Source organism: Streptomyces xingningensis (genome assembly GCF_054957865.1).
Genome location: NZ_JBDJPF010000024.1, coordinates 31,959 through 50,286, shown reverse-complemented (window position 1 = coordinate 50,286; position 18,328 = coordinate 31,959). Strand labels below are relative to the sequence as shown.

Sequence of the window (18,328 nt, the reverse complement as noted above, 5' to 3'; positions counted from 1 at the left end):
CTACCTGACCTTTGTGACGAAGACGGGGATCCGGGCGAATTCCTCCCCGTTGACCATATGGCTCTGCACACCCGGGTCGGTGCCGACTTCCCAGGCGACATATCCGGGCTGCGTTCTGCCCTCGGGCTTGGGCACGCTGGATGTGTAGAACTCAAAGCTGCCGGGTCTGGCGTTCTCCGGCATGGGGCCCCGGTGCGCCTGGACCATCGGTTCGCCTCCCCATCTCGATTCCCGGCCCCACAACTCGCCCGATTCGACGACCATTTGGGTGACCTCCGGAGTCTGGGTCCGGGAGGAGAGCCGGTGGTACGGGCCATAGAGCTCGGCGGGTTCACCGATGCCGGGCGGGCCCGCCTCCAGCATGCGGGGCGGCTGGGCCGTCTCCGGTACCGCGGCGCCCGCCTCCGGCCGGTCGCCCCGGTTGAACATGCCCTTCAGCCGGCCGAGGAGCGAGGGTTTGCACGGCGCCAGACCGAGCGGGTCGGCCCAGAGGTGTGGATTGTGCACATAGGCGGCCGGGTTGGGCGCCGGGGCGAGGCCCAGCGGGTCGGGAGTGAGGTAGCGGGCGGTCTCGGGGTCGTAGTGGCGGTAGAGGTTGTAGTGAAGGCCGGTCTCGGGGTCGAAGTACTGGCCCGGGAAGCGGAGCGGGGTGTAGGCGGTGCTGTCGGCGGACCAGGCCGTGGTGCCCCAGAGGGTGGTGCGGGTGCGCCAGGCCGTGCCGCCGTCCTCGTCGACGAGCTCGCTCGGGGTGCCGATGAGGTCGGTGACCATGGCGAAGAAGCGCTGGTCCACGTCCTGTTGGGGCGCCTGGGCGGCCGATATCCGTTCGGTTTGCGCGATGGGCTGTGGGCCGTAGTGGTCCCAGGTGAGGGTGACGGCGTTGGGGAGGCCGGTGGCGGTGCTGGTCTGCTCGGCGAGGGTGAGGCCGTCCCAGGTGAAGTCCACCTGCTCCGCGATCTCGCCGGTGGCGGTGAGGCGTTGTTTGGCCATGCGGCGGCCGAGGGGGTCATAGCGGTAGTGCCAGCGGGTGCCGTCGGGGGTGGTGACGTCGGTGAGGCGGTCTTCGGCGTCCCAGGTATAGCGCCAGGTGTCGGGTTTGCGGGAGAGGCGGGTCTTCCGGCGGAGGACGATGCGGCCCTGGGCGTCGTGTTCATAGCGGACGGCACCGGCCCGGGTGATGCGGGTGCCGTGGTAGGAGCGGGGACCCTGGGCTTCGGCGCCGGAGTGGGTGGCGGGCCAGTCGGCCGCCGTCTGGTTGCCCGCCGGGTCATAGGCGTAACGCTCCGTCCAGCCAGGGGCATTGACCGCGGTGACCCGGCCCGCCGCGTCCAGCTCGAAGGTGCGGCTGCCGGTGTGCTGGTCGGTGATGCCGGTGAGGTGGCCGTCCGGCCGGTAGGCATAACTGCGGTGCTGCAGCCGGGTGGCGGCCGTCAGGGACTGGACGGTGAGCTGTCCTGCCGCGTCCCACTCATGGCCGAGGGTGATGCCCCGGCCGAAGTGGCGGGCGATCTCGCGGCCCGCGGCATCGTGTTCGAGGCCGAAGCGATGACCGGAGGCGGTGATGGAGGCGGGACGTCCCGCCGCGTCATAGGCCCAGGAGCTGGTGGCTCCGCTGGGAGTGATGCGACGGGTGCGGCGGCCGAGTTCGTCATAGGCGAAGGTGATGGTGCGGCCGTCGACGGTCTCGGACTTGATGCGGCCCAGGCGGTCGCGGCGGCGGATGAGGGACGTCTCCGGATCCGACGCCTCCTGGAGGTGCCCCGCCACGTCATAGGCGTAGGTGGTGGTGCGGCCGTCGACGCTCTTGGCCACCAGGCGGCCCAGCTCGTCGTGCCGGTAACCGACGGTCTCGCCCAGCGCGTTGGTGCGCGTGACCAGGCGCCCCGCCGCGTCATGGCCATAGGTCAGGGTGCGGCCGTCGAAGTCCGTCTCGGCGATGATGCGGCCGGCCGGATCGTACTCGTACGACCAGGTCAGGCCCTGGGAGTTGGTGACCTCGGTGAGCCGGAGGGCCGGGTCATGGGTGAATTCATGGCGCGCGCCGTCCGGGTCGGTCCGGGCCGTGAGCAGGTCGAAGTGGGTGTATTCATAGGTCGTGACGGCGCCCAGGGCATCCGTGTGCGAGGTGCAGTTGCCCTCCCCGTCATAGGTCCAGGACTGTGCCGCGCCATCGGGGCCCAGCCGGCGGGCGAGTTGGCCCTCGGTGGTCCAGGACAGCCGGGTGGTGGCGCCCAGCGGATCGGTGATGGCCGTGATGCGGCCGAAGGCGTCCCGGCGGTAGCGGGTCGTCCCGCCCAGCGGGTCGGTGATCTCGACCGGAAGCCCCGCCGCGTCGCAGCGCACTGTGGTGGTGTTGCCCAGGGCGTCGGTGACCGAGGCCGGGTGGCCCAGCGCGTCATGGGTGTAGCGGGTGGTGGCACCGGAGGGGTCGGTGAGCGAGGTGCGGTTTCCGGCCGCGTCGAAGGTCTGCTCCCAGCCGGTGCCATCGGGTTGGGTGGCCGATTCCGGCAGGCCGAGGTCGTTGTAGGTGGCCGTGGACTCCCGGCCGTCGGGGCGGACCACGGCCACCAGCCGGCCATGGTCGTCGTAGCGGAAGCCCGTGGTGTGGCCCAGGGGGTCGGTCCGGGACAACAGCCGGTTGAAACGGCCCCATTGGAAGCGGGTCACCGCGCCCGTCGGGTCGTGCTCGGCCACCACCCGCAGCGCGTCGTCGATCACATACCGGGAGAGGTGGCCCAGCGAGTCGGTGAGGGTGGTGACCCGCAGGCCGGTTTCCGGGTCCGTGCCGTCGTAGGCGAAGCGGGACCGCAGATGCCCGCCGGAGCCGGACTGTGCCACACAGCGGTCCCGGTCGTCGTAGACATAGTCGAAGCCACTGCCGTTGCGGTCGGTCCAGGAGGTGATGCGGCCGTGCTCGTCATAGCCGAACCGCAGGGGCTGCCCCGAGGAGTTGACGATCTCGGTGAGGTTGCCATCGGTGTAGCCGTAGCGGATCAGCTCCGCATCCGTGCCCTCGGCATGCGCCCCGGCCAGGTGGAGCGCGGTGATCCGGCCCGCGTCGGTGGTGATGCGGATATGGCGGCCCGCGTCATGGACGATGTCCGTCGGGGTGCCGTCGGGGGCGTAGCCGAAGGTGATGCGGTGGCCGTTGTGGTCGGTCAGCTCCGCCAGCAGGGCGAGCCCTTCGTCATACGGCCGGAACCGCCAGGTGCGGCGGCCATCGGGGTCGCTCAGTGTGTAGCTGCCGTCCGGGGTGCGCTCCAGCGGCCGGCGGCGGCCGTTGACGGGCAGGGTGGGCAGGCCGGGAGCGGGATGCGGGTAGGCCAGCAGGACGCCGTCCTCCCCGATGTGGACGACGCCCTCGGCGTCGATCTCCAGGCGCTGGTCGGCGGTGCTAGCCCAGGCCGGGCCGAACCAGCGTCCGGCGCGGTAGGAGGATTCGAAGTGCCGGGAGAAGACCAGCGGCAGCGCACCGGGCAGCACCACATCCGTCTGCGGCAGGAGCATCCGGCCGGTCGCGATGTCGACCGGGTCCTCCAGACAGACCTTGGTGCTGTTGTCACGGGCGAGGTCCTGGGGGCTCCTGTTGAGGCTCGCCCGGGCCGCTCCGCTCTCCGCGGCCTCCTCGGCGCCGCGCTTGGCGCCGATCGCCACTCGCTCGCCCATCGTGGCCGCGGTGCTGCCACCGCTCGTGACCAGGGCCGTCAGCAGATTGCCGGTGAGGCGGCCGGCGGCCTCGGAGGGGTCGGAGCCCCAGCCGGTGCCGAGCACGGCGGCGGGCAGCCGTTCGGGGTGGGAGGCCAAGGAGAGGAGGCCCGCGGCGGTGTTGGAGACGCCGTTCAGATACTCGGCGGGGTGGGTGATGTTGTAGGTGTCATAGGGGTTGAGGGTGCGGGCGAATTTCACCAGATCGGTTCCGGAGCGGACGATGCCGCCGCCGAAGTGCAGCAGCTCGATCGAGCCACCGTCGACGATGTCCTTGGCGTCGCCCTCCATCCGGTTGTGGAAGGCGGGCTTCTTCGGGGCGTGCGCAACGGCCTTGGCGATCTTCTCCGTTGCCTCGCCCGCCACCGTATTGCGCTGCTTGCGCGCCTCGGAGAGGAGGCGCTGGGCCTCCTTGACGTCCGCCAGCCCGGGATCCTCGAACGTGCCCGGTCGCGGTCCGGGGTCCTCTCCCTTGTGGAGCTTGGCGTTATAGGCGTCGGCCTTGGCGTTGTACTCGTCCGCGGCCTTCTTGGAGGCGGCCTTGCCCTTCTTGTAGAGCCGGATGGCCTCCTCGGCCTGGCCCTGGGCCCAGGTGACGGTGTGCGCATAGGACTCCAGGACCACCGCGGCCGATTCACAGGCGTCGGCGGCCCGGGCCCATTTCGCCGGTTCCGGGGCGAACTTGGCGGTGAAGGCCCGTGAACCCTCGCCCTTCCAGTCCGTGGCATGGACCTTCTGCAGGCCCGAGTGGGCGGTGTCAAAGGAGCTGTGCAGGCCGCGCAGGCTCTTGACCACGGAGTCGATCCGCTTGACGTCCCCATGGACCAACTCCTTGGGGTCGTCGGTGTGCCCCAGCTGCTGCTCGCCGACCGCCGCGCCCAGATCCGAGGCGGCCTCGTCGCCCCAGTGCTCGACCTTGCGCGCCAAGTGGTGGGCGCCGACCGCGTCCAGGCCCTCGCCGATGTGGTCGGTGCTCCACTCGACCGCCTCGCCAAGCTTCTTCTTGCCCTGGTCGAACTTCTTTTCGGTCCAGTCGCCGGCCTTGTCCAGCCAGTCGAATGCGCCCATCAGCCGTTGCCCTCGATCTTCCGGCCGGCCCGGATCGCCACGCCCATGGGGGTCGGACCGCCCGTGGTCAGGCTGTCCTTGAGGTCCTCACCGGTCCTGGACCACACCTGCCGGGCGTTCTCACCGGTGTGCCGGAAGGACTCGGCGCTGTAGTCCGCGTCGCGGACCTGGGTGTACGGGTTGTCGGCCAGCACTTCGCGCAGGGATTTGCCCTCGACCTGCTGCTCGGTCAGATGGGGATTGCCCATCGCGGCATTGACGGTCACCTTGAGGGTGTCCTTCACATACTGGTCGCCCTCGTGGTAATAACCGGCGGCCAGGCCGACCCGCTTGGCGAACTCGCTGCCGTCGTGGATGAGGGCCCGTACGCCCCATTCCCAGCGGTCGCAGAAGTCCTTGAAGGCCGAGGTCAGACCCTCGTGACCGGATTCCAGGCCGGATAGCGCGAGTTCGGAGAAGCCCCGGCCGACCGCCGCCTCGCCGGCCGAGCCCAGTCCCTTCAACTCGCCTATCGCGCCATTGATTCCCTTGGCCACGGTGTTCAGGGCCTCCTGGCCCGCCTTGAGGCCGTCCTCGCCCCCGCTCATGTGAACTCTCCGGCCATTGGCGGTGGATTGACGGATTCCGGATAGGCAGCGGAAACCTCATCTGTCACTGGCAACACATTCGCCTCCCCTGTCACGCTGAAGGCAGCGTAGCGAACCGATGTTTCCTCCCACTTGGTCATTTTCCGCGTGGATGGGCAACTCACGTACTATTGACCTGTGTTCGAGTCGGCGAAGGGGGAGCTCGTGACGGGGTTCATAGCCGGTGAGGTCGGCAGGCTCGACGGACTGGCTGCCCAGGTGCGGGCGCTGGCCGAGGGGCAGGTGACATCCCGGGAGCTGGTGGAGCGTTCGCTGGAGCGGATCGAGCGGACCCAGCCCACCCTGAACGCCTTCCGGCGGGTGCGGGCCGGGGCCGCCCTGGCCGAAGCGGCCGAGGCCGACCGGCGGTTGGCGGCCGGGGAACGGGCCGCGCTGCTCGGGGTGCCGGTGGCGGTCAAGGACGACCGGGACGTGGCGGGGGAGCCGACCGGGTTCGGGTGCCCGGGGGACTTTCCACCGCAGCGGGCCGACAGCGAGTCCGTGCGCAGGCTGCGGGCCGCCGGTGCGGTGATCGTCGGGAAGACCAACACCCCCGAGCTGGGGCAGTGGCCGGTGACGGAGGGCCCCGGGTTCGGGGTGACGCGCAACCCCTGGAACCCGGCGCATACGCCCGGTGGTTCCTCGGGCGGGGCCGCGGCGGCCGTCGCGGCCGGACTGGTGCCGGTGGCGCTGGGGTCGGACGGGGCCGGGTCGGTGCGCATTCCGTCCGCCTGGACGCATCTGGTGGGGATCAAACCACAGCGCGGACGGATCTCGAGCTGGCCGGAACGGGAGGCGTTCCGGGGGCTGACCTGCGACGGGCCGCTGGCTCGTACGGTCGGTGACGCGGCGCTGCTGCTGGCGGCGGCGAGCGGATCGCATCCCGGGGATCTGCACCGGCCGCCCGCGGTGGACCTGTTGGGGGCGGTGGGCCGGGAGCCGCGACGGCTGCGGATCGCGCTGTCCTTCAAGCCCGCCTTCGCCGCGGTGCGGCACCGGCTGGACCCGGAGGTGCGGGCGGCCACCGTGCGGATGGCGGAACGGCTGGAGGCGCTGGGCCACGAAGTGGTGCCGGAGGATCCGCGCTATGGGCAGGTGGGGCTGACCTTTGTACCCCGCTCGATGTCCGGGGTGCGGGAGTGGGCAGGGCGGGTGCCCGACCGGACGCTGCTGGACCCGCGTACGCGCGTCAACGCGCTGGGCGGGCTGCTGTTGGGGGGCGGGGTGCTGAGGGCGGCGCGGGCGGCCGAGGGGTTGTTGCGGCGGAGGGTGGGGGAGCTGTTCGGGCGGTTCGACCTGGTACTCACGCCGACCAATGCGGTGCCGCCGCTGCGGGCAGGGGCGTTGGACGGGCTGTCCAGCGGGGCCACCAACTCGCGGATGATCACGGCCTGTCCCTATGCCTGGCCGTGGAATGTGCTGGGCTGGCCCGCGATGAGCGTGCCCGCGGGGTTCACCGACGGGGGGCTGCCGTTGGGTGCGCAGTTGCTGGGTCCGGCCAACAGCGAGCCGCTGCTGATCTCACTGGGCTCGCAACTCGAAGCGGACCAGCGGTGGTTCGAGCGGTGGCCGGAGGGCTTTCCCGGCTGAGGCCGGGCGGCCCGGCCCGGCGGGGGCCGACTACGGGGCCAGGATGTCCAGTTCGGCCATCGCGCCGGTGGCGATCTCGCGGGTCAGGGACTCGGCGCGGGCGGCGTCCCGTTCGCGTACCGCCTCGGCCACCTGGACGTGCAGGGTGACGGAGGCCGGGTCGGGGTCGGTGAACATGACCTGGTGCCGGGTGCGGCCGGTGAGAACCTCGGCGACGACATCGCCGAGGCGGGCGAACATCTCATTGCCGCCGGCCCGCAGGACCACGCGGTGGAAGGCGATGTCGTGCCGCAGATAGGCGTCCAGCTGCCGGCCGCGTGAGGTGGCGACCAAGCCCAGGGCGTGCCCGGTGAGCTCGGCGCACTGCCCGGGAGTGGCGTGCAGGGCGGCGAGACCGGCCGCGATGGGTTCCACGGCCAGCCGCAGCACGCTCAGCGAGCGCAGCTGACGGGGGCGGTCGGCGCCCGCCAGGCGCCAGCGGATGACGCGCGGGTCATAGACGTTCCACTCCTCGGTGGGGAGCACCGTCACGCCGACCCGGCGCCGGGAGGCGACCAGATGCATGGACTCCAGAACGCGTATCACCTCGCGGATGACCGTGCGGGAGACCTGGAAGCGCTGTTCCAGCTCATCGGTGCGCAGCACGCTGCCCGGGGGGTATTCGCCGACGGTGATCGCGGGCCCCAGGGACTCCAGCACGCGGGCGTGCGGTCCCTGCCCTTGGTTGTCCATGGGAACAGCCTAAGAGCCTAAGGGGCGCCCGGCGAGCAATTAAGTATGACATTTAAATCACAGGGACTTGTGTACGTCGTACTCAACGGGTTTCAGTGTGGCGCGGGTTGGCCGACGTCACCGGAGACAGCGAGGTACCTCATGCACACCCACCCTGTCATCGTGGTCATGGGCGTCGCGGGCACGGGCAAGACCACGGTCGGCCCGCTGGTGGCCGCCGCGCTGGGGGTTCCCTGTGCCGAGGGCGACGACTTCCATCCGCCCGCCAGCATCGCCAAGATGTCGGCCGGCCGGCCGCTGGACGACGCCGACCGGGCTCCCTGGCTCGATGCCATCGGGGACTGGGCGCGGGCGCGCGCGGGGCGGGGGGGAGTGGTCAGCTGCTCCGCGCTCAAGCGGGCGTACCGCGACCGGTTGCGCCGGGTCGCGCCCGGTGTCGTCTTTCTCCACCTCACCGGCGACCGGGAGTTGATCGCCGGAAGGCTGGCGGCCCGCAAGGGCCACTTCATGACCACCAGGCTCCTGGACTCCCAGTTCGCGACCCTGGAACCGCTCGAGGCCGACGAGGCGGGCATCACCGTGGATGTCACCCCCGAGGCGGCCGTCATCGCCGAGCGGGCGACCGCCGCACTGCGGCAGCTCTGACCGCAACCTCTGCCACCCCGAGGAAGCCCAATTGAGCACTCTCAGCGTCGAGATGCCGGCCGCGGCCGCCACCGGACCGATCACTTCGGCGGGTCACGCACAGCTGGGTATCGCCGTACTCGTCGGCATCGCCATCATCGTCCTCCTCATCACTCGCTTTAAGCTGCATGCCTTTCTGTCGCTGACCCTGGGGTCACTGGTGCTCGGCGCGGTCGCCGGAGCGCCGGTGGACAAGGTCATCGCCGGCTTCACCGCGGGACTCGGCTCCACCGTCGCCGGGGTCGGGGTGCTGATCGTGCTCGGCTCGATACTCGGCAGGCTGCTGGCCGACTCGGGCGGTGCCGATCAGATCGTGGACACCATCCTGGCCAAGGCGTCCGCCCGGTCGATGCCCTGGGCGATGGTGCTGATCGCGGGCGTCGTCGGGCTGCCGTTGTTCTTCGAGGTCGGGATCGTGCTGCTGATTCCGGTGGTGCTGCTGGTCGCCAAGCGGGGCAACCAGTCGCTGATGCGGATCGGCATTCCGGCACTGGCCGGGCTGTCCGTGATGCACGGCCTGGTGCCGCCGCACCCGGGGCCGCTGGCCGCCATTGACGCCATCGGCGCCGACCTCGGGGTGACGCTCGCGCTCGGCGTGCTGGTCGCGGTGCCCACGGCGATCGTCGCGGGTCCGCTGCTCTCCCGGGTCGCCGCGCGCTGGGTCGATGTCGCCCCGCCCGAGGGGCTGACCCCCCAGCGCCCCTCGGAGGAGCCGGCCCGGCGGCCGGGCTTTGCGGCCACGGTGTGCACGGTGCTGCTGCCGGTGGTGCTGATGCTGGTCAAGGCGCTGGTGGAGATCGTGGCGGACGATCCCAAGGACCACCTTCAGCGGGTCACCGATGTCATGGGCTCTCCTCTCATCGCACTGCTGGCCGCCGTGCTGGTCGGCATGTTCACCCTGGGCCGGGCCGCGGGCTTCGGCCGGGACCGGTTGTCCTCGACGGTGGAGAAGTCGCTGCTGCCGATCGCCGGGATCCTGCTGATCGTCGGCGCGGGCGGCGGATTCAAGCAGACGCTGATCGATGTGGGCGTGGGCCGGATGATCCTCGACTTCTCCAAGGACTGGTCGGTCTCCGCGCTGCTGCTGGCCTGGCTGATCGCCGTGGGAATCCGGCTGGCCACCGGGTCCGCGACGGTGGCCACCATCTCCGCCGCCGGACTGGTCGCCCCGCTCGCGGCGGATATGAGCAGCACGCATGCGGCGTTGCTGGTGCTGGCCGTCGGGGCCGGGTCGTTGTTCTTCAGCCACGTCAACGACGCGGGATTCTGGATGGTGAAGGAGTACTTCGGGATGAACGTCGGTCAGACGATCAAGACCTGGTCGCTGATGGAGACGGTCATCTCGGTGGTGGGGCTGGGGTTTGTGATGCTGCTGTCGGTGGTGGTGTAGATAGAGGTCACCGGCTCCCGGCGAGTGACCTGCGCAGCAACGGCGTCAGCCGCCGCTCCACGCACACCTGGATCAGCCACGCCAGCAGCAGCATCAGCGCGATCGTCAGCGCGAAGGTCCCGTACGACGGAATGCCCAGCTTCCGGTGCAGCACCCCGATGGTCACCCACCCCAGGTGCTCGTGCACCAGGTAGAAGGGGTAGGTCAGCGCGCCCGCCAGCGGCAGCCAACGCCAGTTCGCCCAGCGGGCCTTGCCCAGTGCGATCGCGGCCACGGCCGCGTAACCCACGGCGAGGACGGCGATGATGGCGTACTGGGAGCGGTAGGAGAAGTAGTGCGGGTTGGGCGGGTGCCACAGCCCCGCCACCGCGTAGTGCTGGCCCATCAGGAAGCTGATCGCCACGATGCCCCAGGACAGCGCGTCATGGCCGAACCGGTGGATCAGATACAGGCCGATGCCGCCGATGAAGAACGCGGAGTACTCCGGCATCACGATCACCCGCAGCGCCTCCAGGTGCGCGGCCGAGGTGATCGCGGTGGCCAGGGTCCATACCGCGCAGAAGAGCACCACCCGATGGCGGGTGGCGCCCGGCAGGACGACGAACAGCGCGAAGAGGGCGTAGAAGCGGAGCTCCGCCCAGAGCGTCCAGCACACTCCCAACACCCGCTGAGCGCCCACCGGTTGCTGGAGCATGGTCAGGTTGACCAGGGTGTCGCTGGGGGAGACGGTCTTGTAGGCCACCCAGGGCAGCGCGAAGACCAGGGTGACCAGCGCGATGGCCGTCCAGTACGCGGGGTAGAGGCGGGCGGCGCGGGAGGCGAAGAAGGAGCGCAGGGGGCGCCCCCAGCCGCTCATGCAGATGACGAAGCCGCTGATGATGAAGAAGATCTCGACGCCCAGGCAGCCATAGGCGAACGCGCCGGAGAGGCTGGGGAATTCATGCCGGGGTGAGGAGCCCCAGGCCCGGCTGACCTCGCCGTCCCGCCCTCCGTAGTGGTAGAGGGCCACCATCAGCGCGGCGATCAGCCGCAGTCCGTCCAGGGCATACAGCCGGCCGCCGCCCCGGCCGCGCCCGCGGGGCGGGGCCGGGGGCTCGGGGGCGAGGGCGGCGCCGGTCAGGGTGGGGGCGGTCAAGAGGTCACCGTTGCCTTAGGGGTCGGTTGCCGCCTGGCCAGCCGTCGCTGCACCGCTCGGGCCCGGCGGGCCATCCTGCGCACGGCCGGATTGCGCGGCAGGAAGGCGAGTTGGGAGGGGAGGGCGCCCGGCAGCGCCAGGGCGGTGAGCCGGCGCCGTTTGAAGTAGCGCCGGGTGCGGGGCCCCAGGTGCGCGGCCAGATAGCGCTCCGCGGCCGGGCGCAGCCCGGGGTGGATCTGGGGTTGCATGGCGTAACCCACCGCGATCAGCAGGCCGTTGAGCTCGTCGGGACCATCGGCCGGGGGCGGCTCCGGGTCCTCCAGGGCGGGCAGCAGGGCGTCGGCCAGGGTGACCGGCACCCGGTTGCTGTTCTGGTACGGAGCGAGCCGCTCCAGCAGCAGTTCCGTGCCGGTGCGGGCGGTCGGCAGTCCGTAGCAGGTGTCCGCCGTGATGAGCGCGGTGGAGAAGCAGCCGACCACCAGGGCGGGTTGAAGCCGCTGGTAGACCACCTCGGCCAGGGCGGCGGTGGTCAGCACCGTCAGCCGTACGCCGAGCCGGTCCGCCTCCTCCTCCAGCAGCCGCGACCAGCGGGCCGGGGCGGTGGGGTGGGGCTTGAACACCAGCTCGCGGTGGCCCTGCCGGACCGCGCCGCGCAGCATGCGGACGTGCAGCCGCTCCTCCTCCTCGGGGGTGAGGATGCCCAGGGCCGAGAGGTACTGGCCCAGCAGCAGCGCTGCCCGCTCGGGCGCCGGAGGCAGCTCGGTGGCGTCGGCGAGTTCGGCCAGCACCTTGGCGAAGGCGTCGCCGGGTACGGTCTCGGGCCGCACCCCGAACTCGGCGAGCAGCAGCGGGCGCAGGCCCGGCACCAGGTCGAGGTGGAGCAGCCGGCGCACTCGGGTGCCCACCAGCGGGTCGAGCTTGTCGCGGGTGGGTCCGTAGCTCATCAGCCCGTCGGCGTAGACCTCCAGCGGTGCGTCGGGGAACAGCTGGGCCAGCGCGAGGGCCGGGTTGACCTGGATCGACTCGACGATGAGCTCGAGGTCGTCGGAGCCGAGGTCCCACAGCAGCCGCAGGTACCGCTCCCACAGCGGTGCGTCGTCCGGGCGGGGTGACCAGCCGCCGGGATGGAAGGGGCTGATGGTCTCGTTCCAGGACAGCACTCCGTCGAAGCGGGAGCGCAGCCGGTCGAAGCCGGGGGCCTGGTCGAGGGCGGGGGTGGTCTCCGGGGTGGCCGCGTTGTTGGCGATGAGCAGCAGCCGGCGTCCGGCGGGGGCGAACAGCCCGGCGTCCAGGGCGGCGGCGAGGGTGGCCGTGCCGTAGAGGGTCGAGGCCAGGAAGATCTGGGTGCGCGGTCGTTCGGTCATCGCACAGCCGCCCGCTGCCGGGCCGGGACGGGGCGGCGGCGCAGCCTGCGCAGCCGGGCGGCGCGGTCGTCGTCCATGGAATTCAGCGCGTCCTTGAGCAACTGCTTGGGCATCCGTTTCATTGCGGCGGCGCTCATCGAACGCAGCGTTCGGGCCACTTCGGGTTCGAATCGTTCGATGGAGCCAAGGTGGTGGGAAATGATGGCGCAATAGGTGCGCACGGCCTTGGGGAGCAGCCGGTCCGCGTCGACGTCCCGCGCGGTCTCCTCGATTACCTGGTCGAATGCGCGAATGAAATCGAGTTGCCGGACATCGCCGATCTGGGTGAGCGAGGAGGCGACGCCGCGCCGGTAGAACACGCCGAGCAGTCCGGTGACCGCGAAGGTGTGTGCCTCGCGGTGCAATCGCCAGATCCACGGCCGGTCCTCGGCGGTGCGCAGCCCGGGCCGGAAGTGCAGCAGGCCGTCGTCGAGCAGCCGCCGGTGGTAGATGCCGGCCCAGGCGTAGGCGTAGTCGACCGAGGTGGTGCGGTCCGCGGGCAGTATGGCCCCGCGCGGGTCGAGCACGGTGCCCCGGCGCCCCTGCGGCACCCGGTGGATCGTGCGGGCGCGGGCGGTGCACTGGACGTGGTCGGTGCGTACGAAGTCGACGCCCAGGGATTCGATCACGGACAGCAGCCGGGGGTAGTAGCCGGGGGCCAGCCAGTCGTCGCCGTCCAGGAAGGTGAGGTACTCCCCGCGGGCCGCGTCCAGCCCGGTGTTGCGGGCGGTGGCCAGGCCGCCGTTGTGCTCGTGCCGCACCAGCACCGCCCCCGGGAGTTCGCGCCCGGCGCGCTCCAGAATCCCGGGCGTCCCGTCGGTCGAACAATCGTCGACAAGAATGAATTCGAAATCCTTATGGGCGTTCGCACTCAGACTGCGCAGCGTGTCGGCTGCATAGGTCTGCACATTGAAGAACGGCACGATGACGGAGAGCTTGACCACTCGGGTGACGGTAGGTGACCACCCGGCATTCGTCCTGACCTCGGTCATAAGCGAAGGTGAACGAAGTGCGGCGAAATGATGAACCGCACCTGCGCGTCAACCACTTCGCCGACCGTCGATGTGCTGTTTACCGGCTGTTGAACTCGAGTTGGGCGGTGAAACGGAATCCATTCCTATTGTCTTCGGTGTGCCATCACGTACCGAATCCCCACCGCGGGTCGCCGTGCTCGCCGACTCCGACACCCGGTGGAAATGGGGAGCGCTCACCGCGCACCGGCTCGCCCCCGGTGCCCGGCTCGATGGCTTCCTGCTGAGAGGGCGGGCCACCCCGACCGTCCGCCAGCTCACCGAAGTCGGCGTGCCCGCCGATGCGTTGCGCGAGGTCACCGGCGCCGAGTTCGTCCAGGAGCTCGCCCACGGCCGGTACCGGATCGTCGTCCTCGCCTGTGTCGGCGGCGCCGTCCAGGCGATGCTGCACGGGCTCGCCCGGGCCTGGGAAACCACCCCCGCCCGCCCCGTGGTGGTCACCGGCTATGTGGGCGTGGTGTACGAAAAGCTGGCCGACGGGCTGCTGTTGCGCCATGGGGCCGATGTCGTCCTCGCCAACTCCCGGCATGACGCCGACCGGTTCCGGGCGGTGTACGCCGGAGTGGGCGCCCCGGCGGACAGCGTCACCGAGTGCGCCCTGCCCTTCCTCGGCGGCGTCCGCCACCAGCCGCGCCGGGCGGGCCCGTTCACCGTGGTGTTCGCCACCCAGCCGTCCGTCCCCGAGAGCCGCACGGACCGCCACTACCTGCTGGAACGCGCGGCCCGGCACGCCCGCCTGCACCCCGGCCGGGAAGTCCTGGTCAAGCTCCGCAGCAAACCCGGCGAGCACACCACCCATATCGAGGAACTCCCCTACCAGAAGTTCGCGGTGCGCCTCCCCGGCGGCCTGCCGCCCAACTGCCGTCTGGTGTACGGGCACATGGGGGAGCTGCTGGACCGCACCGACCTGCTGGTCACGGTCAGCTCCACGGCCGCCCTGGAGGCGCTGCACCGGTCCGTCCCCACCGCCGTCCTCACCGACCTCGGCATCCGCGAGCAGCTCGGCAACCACCACTTCCTGGGTTCCGGCTGCCTCGCCTCCTGGGACCAGCTGGACGCCGGGCACCTGCCCAAACCCGAACCGGAGTGGACCGCCCGCCAAGGCGTCGCCGGTGAAGGGCCGTATGAACGGGCCTTCGACACGGCCCGGCAACGCGTCACCGACCTCGCCGGGCTTCCTCGACTGCCGCCGCTCGCCCCGTACTACACCGCCGGGACCGCACCCGGATACCTCCCGGCCATCCTCGCCCGCCATGGCTTCGACCCCCAGGGGCACCCGCTGCCCGGCCGTGGTGCGCCCCCGCGCGAGGCGAGCGCCCTGCGCCGCGCCGCGCGCGGCGCACTGCGCGACGCGGCGCGCGGCGCATACCGCCATGGCGTTCAGCGGGTGGCGCCCGTCATTCGCCGGATGGGGGAGCTGTGACCCTGCAACTCACCGGAATCCAGGGGGAGTCCAGCCCCTTGGTGCTGGCCGTGATCCCCGCCCGGGGCGGCTCCAAGGGGGTGCCCGCCAAGAACCTCGCCCCCGTCGGCGGGGTGCCGCTGGTCGCCCGCGCCGTGCGCGCCTGCCGGGCGGCACGCCTGGTCACCGAGGTGGTGGTGTCCACCGACGACCCGGACATCGCGGCCGCCGCACGCACCGCGGGCGCGGTCGTGGTGCAGCGCCCCGGGGCCATCGCCGGGGACACCGCGACCAGCGAGGCGGCGGTGCTGCACGCCCTGGACGCCTATGAGGCGATGTCCGGCCGCACCGTGCACACCGTCCTGCTGGTGCAGTGCACCAGCCCGTTCCTCACCCGCGAGGACGTCGACGGGGTGGCCGCCGCCGTGCTCCGGCAGGGCGCGGACAGCGCGCTGACCGCGGCGCCGTTCCACGGCTTCGTCTGGCGGGACGGCACCCGGCCGGTCCCCGCCCAGGGCGCCCCGGCCGCCGCCCCCACGGCCACCGGCGTCAACCACGACAAGGCCCACCGCCCCCGACGCCAGGACCGGCCCCAGGACCTGCTGGAGACCGGAGCCGCCTACGCCATGCGCGCGGACGGCTTCCGGGCCGCCCGGCACCGGTTCTTCGGGCGCACCGAGCTCGTCCGTACCGATCCCGCCCGGGTGCTGGAGATCGACGACCCGCACGACCTCGCCCTCGCCCGCGCCCTCGCCCCGCTCCTCGACACCCCCGCCGACACCCCCACCCGCCAGGACGTCGACGCGGTGGTCCTCGACTTCGACGGCACCCAGACCGACGACCGGGTGCTCATCGACTCCGAGGGCCGGGAACTCGTCGCCGTGCACCGCGGCGACGGGCTGGGCATCGCCGCCCTGCGCCGCGCCGGGCTCGCCCTGCTGATCCTCTCCACGGAGGTGAACCCCGTCGTCGCCGCCCGCGCCCGCAAGCTCCGGGTACCCGTCGTCCACGGCACCGACCGCAAGGACCTGGCGCTCAAGAAGTGGTGCGACGAACAGGGCATCCCGCCCGAGCGGGTGCTCTACGCCGGCAACGACGTCAACGACCTGCCCTGCTTCGACCTCGTCGGCTGGCCGGTGGCCGTCGCCGACGCACACCCCCCGGTACGCGACGCCGCCCGCGCGGTCACCCGGGCGCCCGGCGGCAGCGGCGCCGTGCGCGAGATCGCCGGCTGGCTCCTCGGCCCCACCCTCTGACGCCCCCGGACGCCCCAGCCCCCGGACGCCCCAGCACCCCCGGATCCCTCAGACCTCCCAGACAAAGGAACCCCCGCACATGAGCCCCTACGGCGCCACCCCCCGCACCCGCACCCTCGGCGAACGGCCCGTGGGCCCCGGCCACCCCGTCTACATCACCGGCGAGATCGGCATCAACCACAACGGCGACCTGGACAAGGCCCTCGCCCTGGTGGATGCCGCCGTGGACGCCGGGTGTGATGCGGTCAAGTTCCAAAAGCGGACCCCCGAACTCTGCACCCCGCGTGACCAATGGGAGCTCGAACGCGACACCCCCTGGGGCCGGATGACGTATATCGACTACCGCCACCGGGTGGAGTTCGGGGAGGACGAATACCGCAGGATCGACGAACACTGCCGGGAGCGCGGCATCGCCTGGTTCGCCTCCCCCTGGGACGTCGAATCCGTGGCCTTCCTGGAGAAGTTCGACCTCCCCGCCCACAAGGTCGCCTCGGCCTCGCTCACCGACGACGAACTGCTGCGCGCCCTGCGCGCCACCGGCCGCACCGTGGTCCTCTCCACCGGGATGTCCACGCCGCAGCAGATCCGGCATGCCGTCGAGGTGCTCGGCAGCGAGAACATCCTGCTCTGCCACGCCACTTCCACCTACCCGGCCAAGGCCGCCGAGCTCAACCTCCGGGTGATCAACACCCTGCAGGCCGAGTACCCCAATGTGCCCATCGGCTACTCCGGCCATGAGACCGGCCTGCAGACCACCCTGGCCGCGGTGGCCCTCGGGGCCTGCTTCGTCGAACGGCACATCACCCTCGACCGCGCGATGTGGGGCTCCGACCAGGCCGCCTCCGTCGAACCGGGCGGCCTGCAGCGGCTGGTGCGCGACATCCGGGTGGTCGAGGAGTCGCTCGGCGACGGGATCAAGCGGGTGTACGAGAGCGAGCTCGCCCCCATGCGCAAACTGCGCCGGGTCGCGGGCGTGGTGGCCGGCGACCGTGAACCAGCCGCGGTCTGACGGGCCGCGCGGATGACCGCCCCCGCCGGGCTCCCCGGCACCGGCCCGGCACACACCCTGGCCTTCGTCGAGAGCCCGGTCCAACTGCTCAACGTCCTCGAATGGGCCCACGCCCGCACCGGCTCCCCGGTGCCCGCGCCGCGCACCGAGCCGCTCCCGCTGCGCGACGGCGTACCCCGGCAGAGCGATGCGGACTCCGCCGATGTCGATGCCGCTTCCGCCGCCTCCGACGGCGAAGGGGAACTGCTGGTCGTGGTGCTCGCCCCGCACGACCCCATGACCCGCGGCCAGCTCCGGCGGATGGCCGAACTCGCCCGCGACCAGGGGCACCGGCTGCGCTGGGAGGAGGCGCGCGGCGGGCCGGGCGCGCCGGTGCACACCATCTCGACCCTCGCCGGGCCCCTGCGCGCGGCACGGCGCATCGTCATCGGCGACCCGTTCTCGCGGTACGTACAACTGCTGCTCACCATCACCCGGGCCCGGGAGCTGGTCGTGGTGGACGACGGGACCGCGACCATGGAGTTCGTGTCCCAACTGGCGCGCGGGGAACGGCTGGTGCGCTGGCACCGGCAGTCCGGGAAGGGCGGCCGAGGGGCGCGCGACATAGTCTTCGCACCGGTGTCCGCTTCGGCGCGCCGGATGTTCACCCCGGGCGGCCACCGGAGCGTGCGGCTGTTCACCTCGATGCCGGTCGAAGCGCCCCCCGGGGTGACCGTCACGGCCAATGACTTCGCCTGGACCCGGTCCGCCTTCGGCCCGCCCCGCCTCACCCGGGGCACGGACCTGGTCGGCACCTCGCTGGTGGAGACGGGCGTGGTGGACCCCGAGCGCTACCTGGCGGCCGTCCAGGCGCTCGCCGCCGCCCATGGCGCCACCCGCTACTTCGCCCACCGCCGCGAGCACACCGACAAGCTGCGCCACATAGCCACCCGGCTCGGCCTGGAGGTCGTCCGGCCCGAGCTGCCCCTGGAACTGATCGCCCGCCGCGGGCCCATCGGCCGTACGGTGCTCAGCTTTCCGTCCACCGTGGTGCACACCCTGCCGCTGGCCCTGGCCGGCACCGGGATCACGGTCGCCGTCTGCGACATCGACCCGGCCTGGCTCACCGAGCACGCCTCGCCGCGGGCCGGGGACTTCCTCTCCGGCGTCACCGGGAGCGCGCGCCAGGTGCACCGCCTGCCATATCTGACCGCTCCGGCGCGCAGTTTGTGAACGTGTCTCGCAAAGGTACGCCGTAAATACGGGGCATACCCCTCGGCCGACCCATCCATGCGGCTGAACTTTTCTTGATCGGGAG

At 71.5% G+C, this 18,328-nt stretch carries 13 protein-coding genes; 7 read left to right on the top strand and 6 right to left on the bottom strand.

The features are described 5' to 3' along the window. The gene (locus tag ABCR83_RS14965) at nucleotides 1-4,773 is read right to left on the bottom strand and encodes a putative T7SS-secreted protein (RefSeq protein ID WP_462695471.1); all 4,773 of its coding nucleotides are present in this window, start codon (nucleotides 4,771-4,773) and stop codon (nucleotides 1-3) included. Next, nucleotides 4,773-5,360: a hypothetical protein gene (locus tag ABCR83_RS14960; RefSeq protein ID WP_462695469.1), complete on the bottom strand. Its 588-nt coding sequence runs from the start codon at nucleotides 5,358-5,360 to the stop codon at nucleotides 4,773-4,775. The genes ABCR83_RS14965 and ABCR83_RS14960 overlap by 1 nt, the downstream gene beginning before the upstream one ends. Before the next feature lie 204 nt (nucleotides 5,361-5,564). On the opposite strand from ABCR83_RS14960, the gene ABCR83_RS14955 reads away from it, so the two are divergent. After that, a complete protein-coding gene (locus ABCR83_RS14955) occupies nucleotides 5,565-6,989 on the top strand; it encodes an amidase (RefSeq protein ID WP_462695468.1) in 1,425 nt (474 codons plus the stop codon). A gap of 30 nt (nucleotides 6,990-7,019) precedes the next feature. Here the strand turns inward: ABCR83_RS14955 and ABCR83_RS14950 are convergent, their stop codons facing one another. Then, nucleotides 7,020-7,721, bottom strand: a complete 702-nt coding sequence (locus ABCR83_RS14950; RefSeq protein WP_462695467.1) for a FadR/GntR family transcriptional regulator — start codon at nucleotides 7,719-7,721, stop codon at nucleotides 7,020-7,022. 141 nt (nucleotides 7,722-7,862) lie between these two features. Between ABCR83_RS14950 and ABCR83_RS14945 the strand changes: the two genes are divergently transcribed. Together ABCR83_RS14945 and ABCR83_RS14940 are read left to right on the top strand one after the other, a co-directional pair. Beyond that, nucleotides 7,863-8,366 carry a gluconokinase gene (locus tag ABCR83_RS14945; protein ID WP_462695466.1) on the top strand — a complete coding sequence of 168 codons (504 nt, stop codon included), beginning with the start codon at nucleotides 7,863-7,865 and terminating at the stop codon, nucleotides 8,364-8,366. Between the two features lie 31 nt (nucleotides 8,367-8,397). Next, nucleotides 8,398-9,795, top strand: a complete 1,398-nt coding sequence (locus ABCR83_RS14940) for a GntP family permease (RefSeq protein ID WP_462695465.1) — start codon at nucleotides 8,398-8,400, stop codon at nucleotides 9,793-9,795. Nucleotides 9,796-9,802: 7 nt separating this feature from the next. Here ABCR83_RS14940 and ABCR83_RS14935 read toward each other — a convergent pair whose 3' ends face one another. From ABCR83_RS14935 to ABCR83_RS14925, 3 genes are read right to left on the bottom strand one after another with little or no spacing between them, the layout of a single operon-like run. Further along, nucleotides 9,803-10,930 carry an acyltransferase family protein gene (locus ABCR83_RS14935; RefSeq protein ID WP_462695464.1) on the bottom strand — a complete coding sequence of 376 codons (1,128 nt, stop codon included), beginning with the start codon at nucleotides 10,928-10,930 and terminating at the stop codon, nucleotides 9,803-9,805. Continuing rightward, nucleotides 10,927-12,294, bottom strand: coding sequence for a polysialyltransferase family glycosyltransferase (locus ABCR83_RS14930; RefSeq protein ID WP_462695463.1), 1,368 nt, complete (start codon nucleotides 12,292-12,294; stop codon nucleotides 10,927-10,929). Before ABCR83_RS14930 ends, ABCR83_RS14935 begins: the two co-directional genes overlap by 4 nt. Continuing rightward, on the bottom strand, nucleotides 12,291-13,277 hold the full coding sequence (locus ABCR83_RS14925) for a glycosyltransferase family 2 protein (protein ID WP_462695462.1): 987 nt from the start codon (nucleotides 13,275-13,277) through the stop codon (nucleotides 12,291-12,293). Before ABCR83_RS14925 ends, ABCR83_RS14930 begins: the two co-directional genes overlap by 4 nt. A gap of 223 nt (nucleotides 13,278-13,500) precedes the next feature. Here ABCR83_RS14925 and ABCR83_RS14920 point away from each other — a divergent pair, with 223 nt between their 5' ends. The 4 genes from ABCR83_RS14920 to ABCR83_RS14905 all read left to right on the top strand — a co-directional run bounded on the left by ABCR83_RS14920 (nucleotide 13,501) and on the right by ABCR83_RS14905 (nucleotide 18,243). After that, entirely contained in the window at nucleotides 13,501-14,787 is a 1,287-nt protein-coding gene (locus tag ABCR83_RS14920) for a DUF6716 putative glycosyltransferase (RefSeq protein ID WP_462695516.1), read from the top strand. After that, nucleotides 14,784-16,022: a cytidylyltransferase domain-containing protein gene (locus tag ABCR83_RS14915; RefSeq protein WP_462695461.1), complete on the top strand. Its 1,239-nt coding sequence runs from the start codon at nucleotides 14,784-14,786 to the stop codon at nucleotides 16,020-16,022. Before ABCR83_RS14920 ends, ABCR83_RS14915 begins: the two co-directional genes overlap by 4 nt. 79 nt (nucleotides 16,023-16,101) lie before the next feature. After that, complete coding sequence (locus tag ABCR83_RS14910; protein WP_462695460.1) at nucleotides 16,102-17,031, top strand: N-acetylneuraminate synthase family protein; 930 nt, start codon at nucleotides 16,102-16,104, stop codon at nucleotides 17,029-17,031. A gap of 12 nt (nucleotides 17,032-17,043) precedes the next feature. Continuing rightward, the gene (locus tag ABCR83_RS14905; RefSeq protein WP_462695459.1) at nucleotides 17,044-18,243 is read left to right on the top strand and encodes a hypothetical protein; all 1,200 of its coding nucleotides are present in this window, start codon (nucleotides 17,044-17,046) and stop codon (nucleotides 18,241-18,243) included. The last annotated feature ends 85 nt before the right edge of the window (nucleotides 18,244-18,328 follow it).

What these genes read in the sequence shown, in the direction of transcription:
- ABCR83_RS14965 (WP_462695471.1), bottom strand. Translation starts at nt 4,773, where the DNA reads ATGGGCGCATTCGACTGGCTGGACAAGGCCGGCGACTGGACCGAAAAG.
- ABCR83_RS14960 (WP_462695469.1), bottom strand. Translation starts at nt 5,360, where the DNA reads ATGAGCGGGGGCGAGGACGGCCTCAAGGCGGGCCAGGAGGCCCTGAAC.
- ABCR83_RS14950 (WP_462695467.1), bottom strand. Translation starts at nt 7,721, where the DNA reads ATGGACAACCAAGGGCAGGGACCGCACGCCCGCGTGCTGGAGTCCCTG.
- ABCR83_RS14945 (WP_462695466.1), top strand. Translation starts at nt 7,863, where the DNA reads ATGCACACCCACCCTGTCATCGTGGTCATGGGCGTCGCGGGCACGGGC.
- ABCR83_RS14930 (WP_462695463.1), bottom strand. Translation starts at nt 12,294, where the DNA reads ATGACCGAACGACCGCGCACCCAGATCTTCCTGGCCTCGACCCTCTAC.
- ABCR83_RS14910 (WP_462695460.1), top strand. Translation starts at nt 16,102, where the DNA reads ATGAGCCCCTACGGCGCCACCCCCCGCACCCGCACCCTCGGCGAACGG.
- ABCR83_RS14905 (WP_462695459.1), top strand. Translation starts at nt 17,044, where the DNA reads ATGACCGCCCCCGCCGGGCTCCCCGGCACCGGCCCGGCACACACCCTG.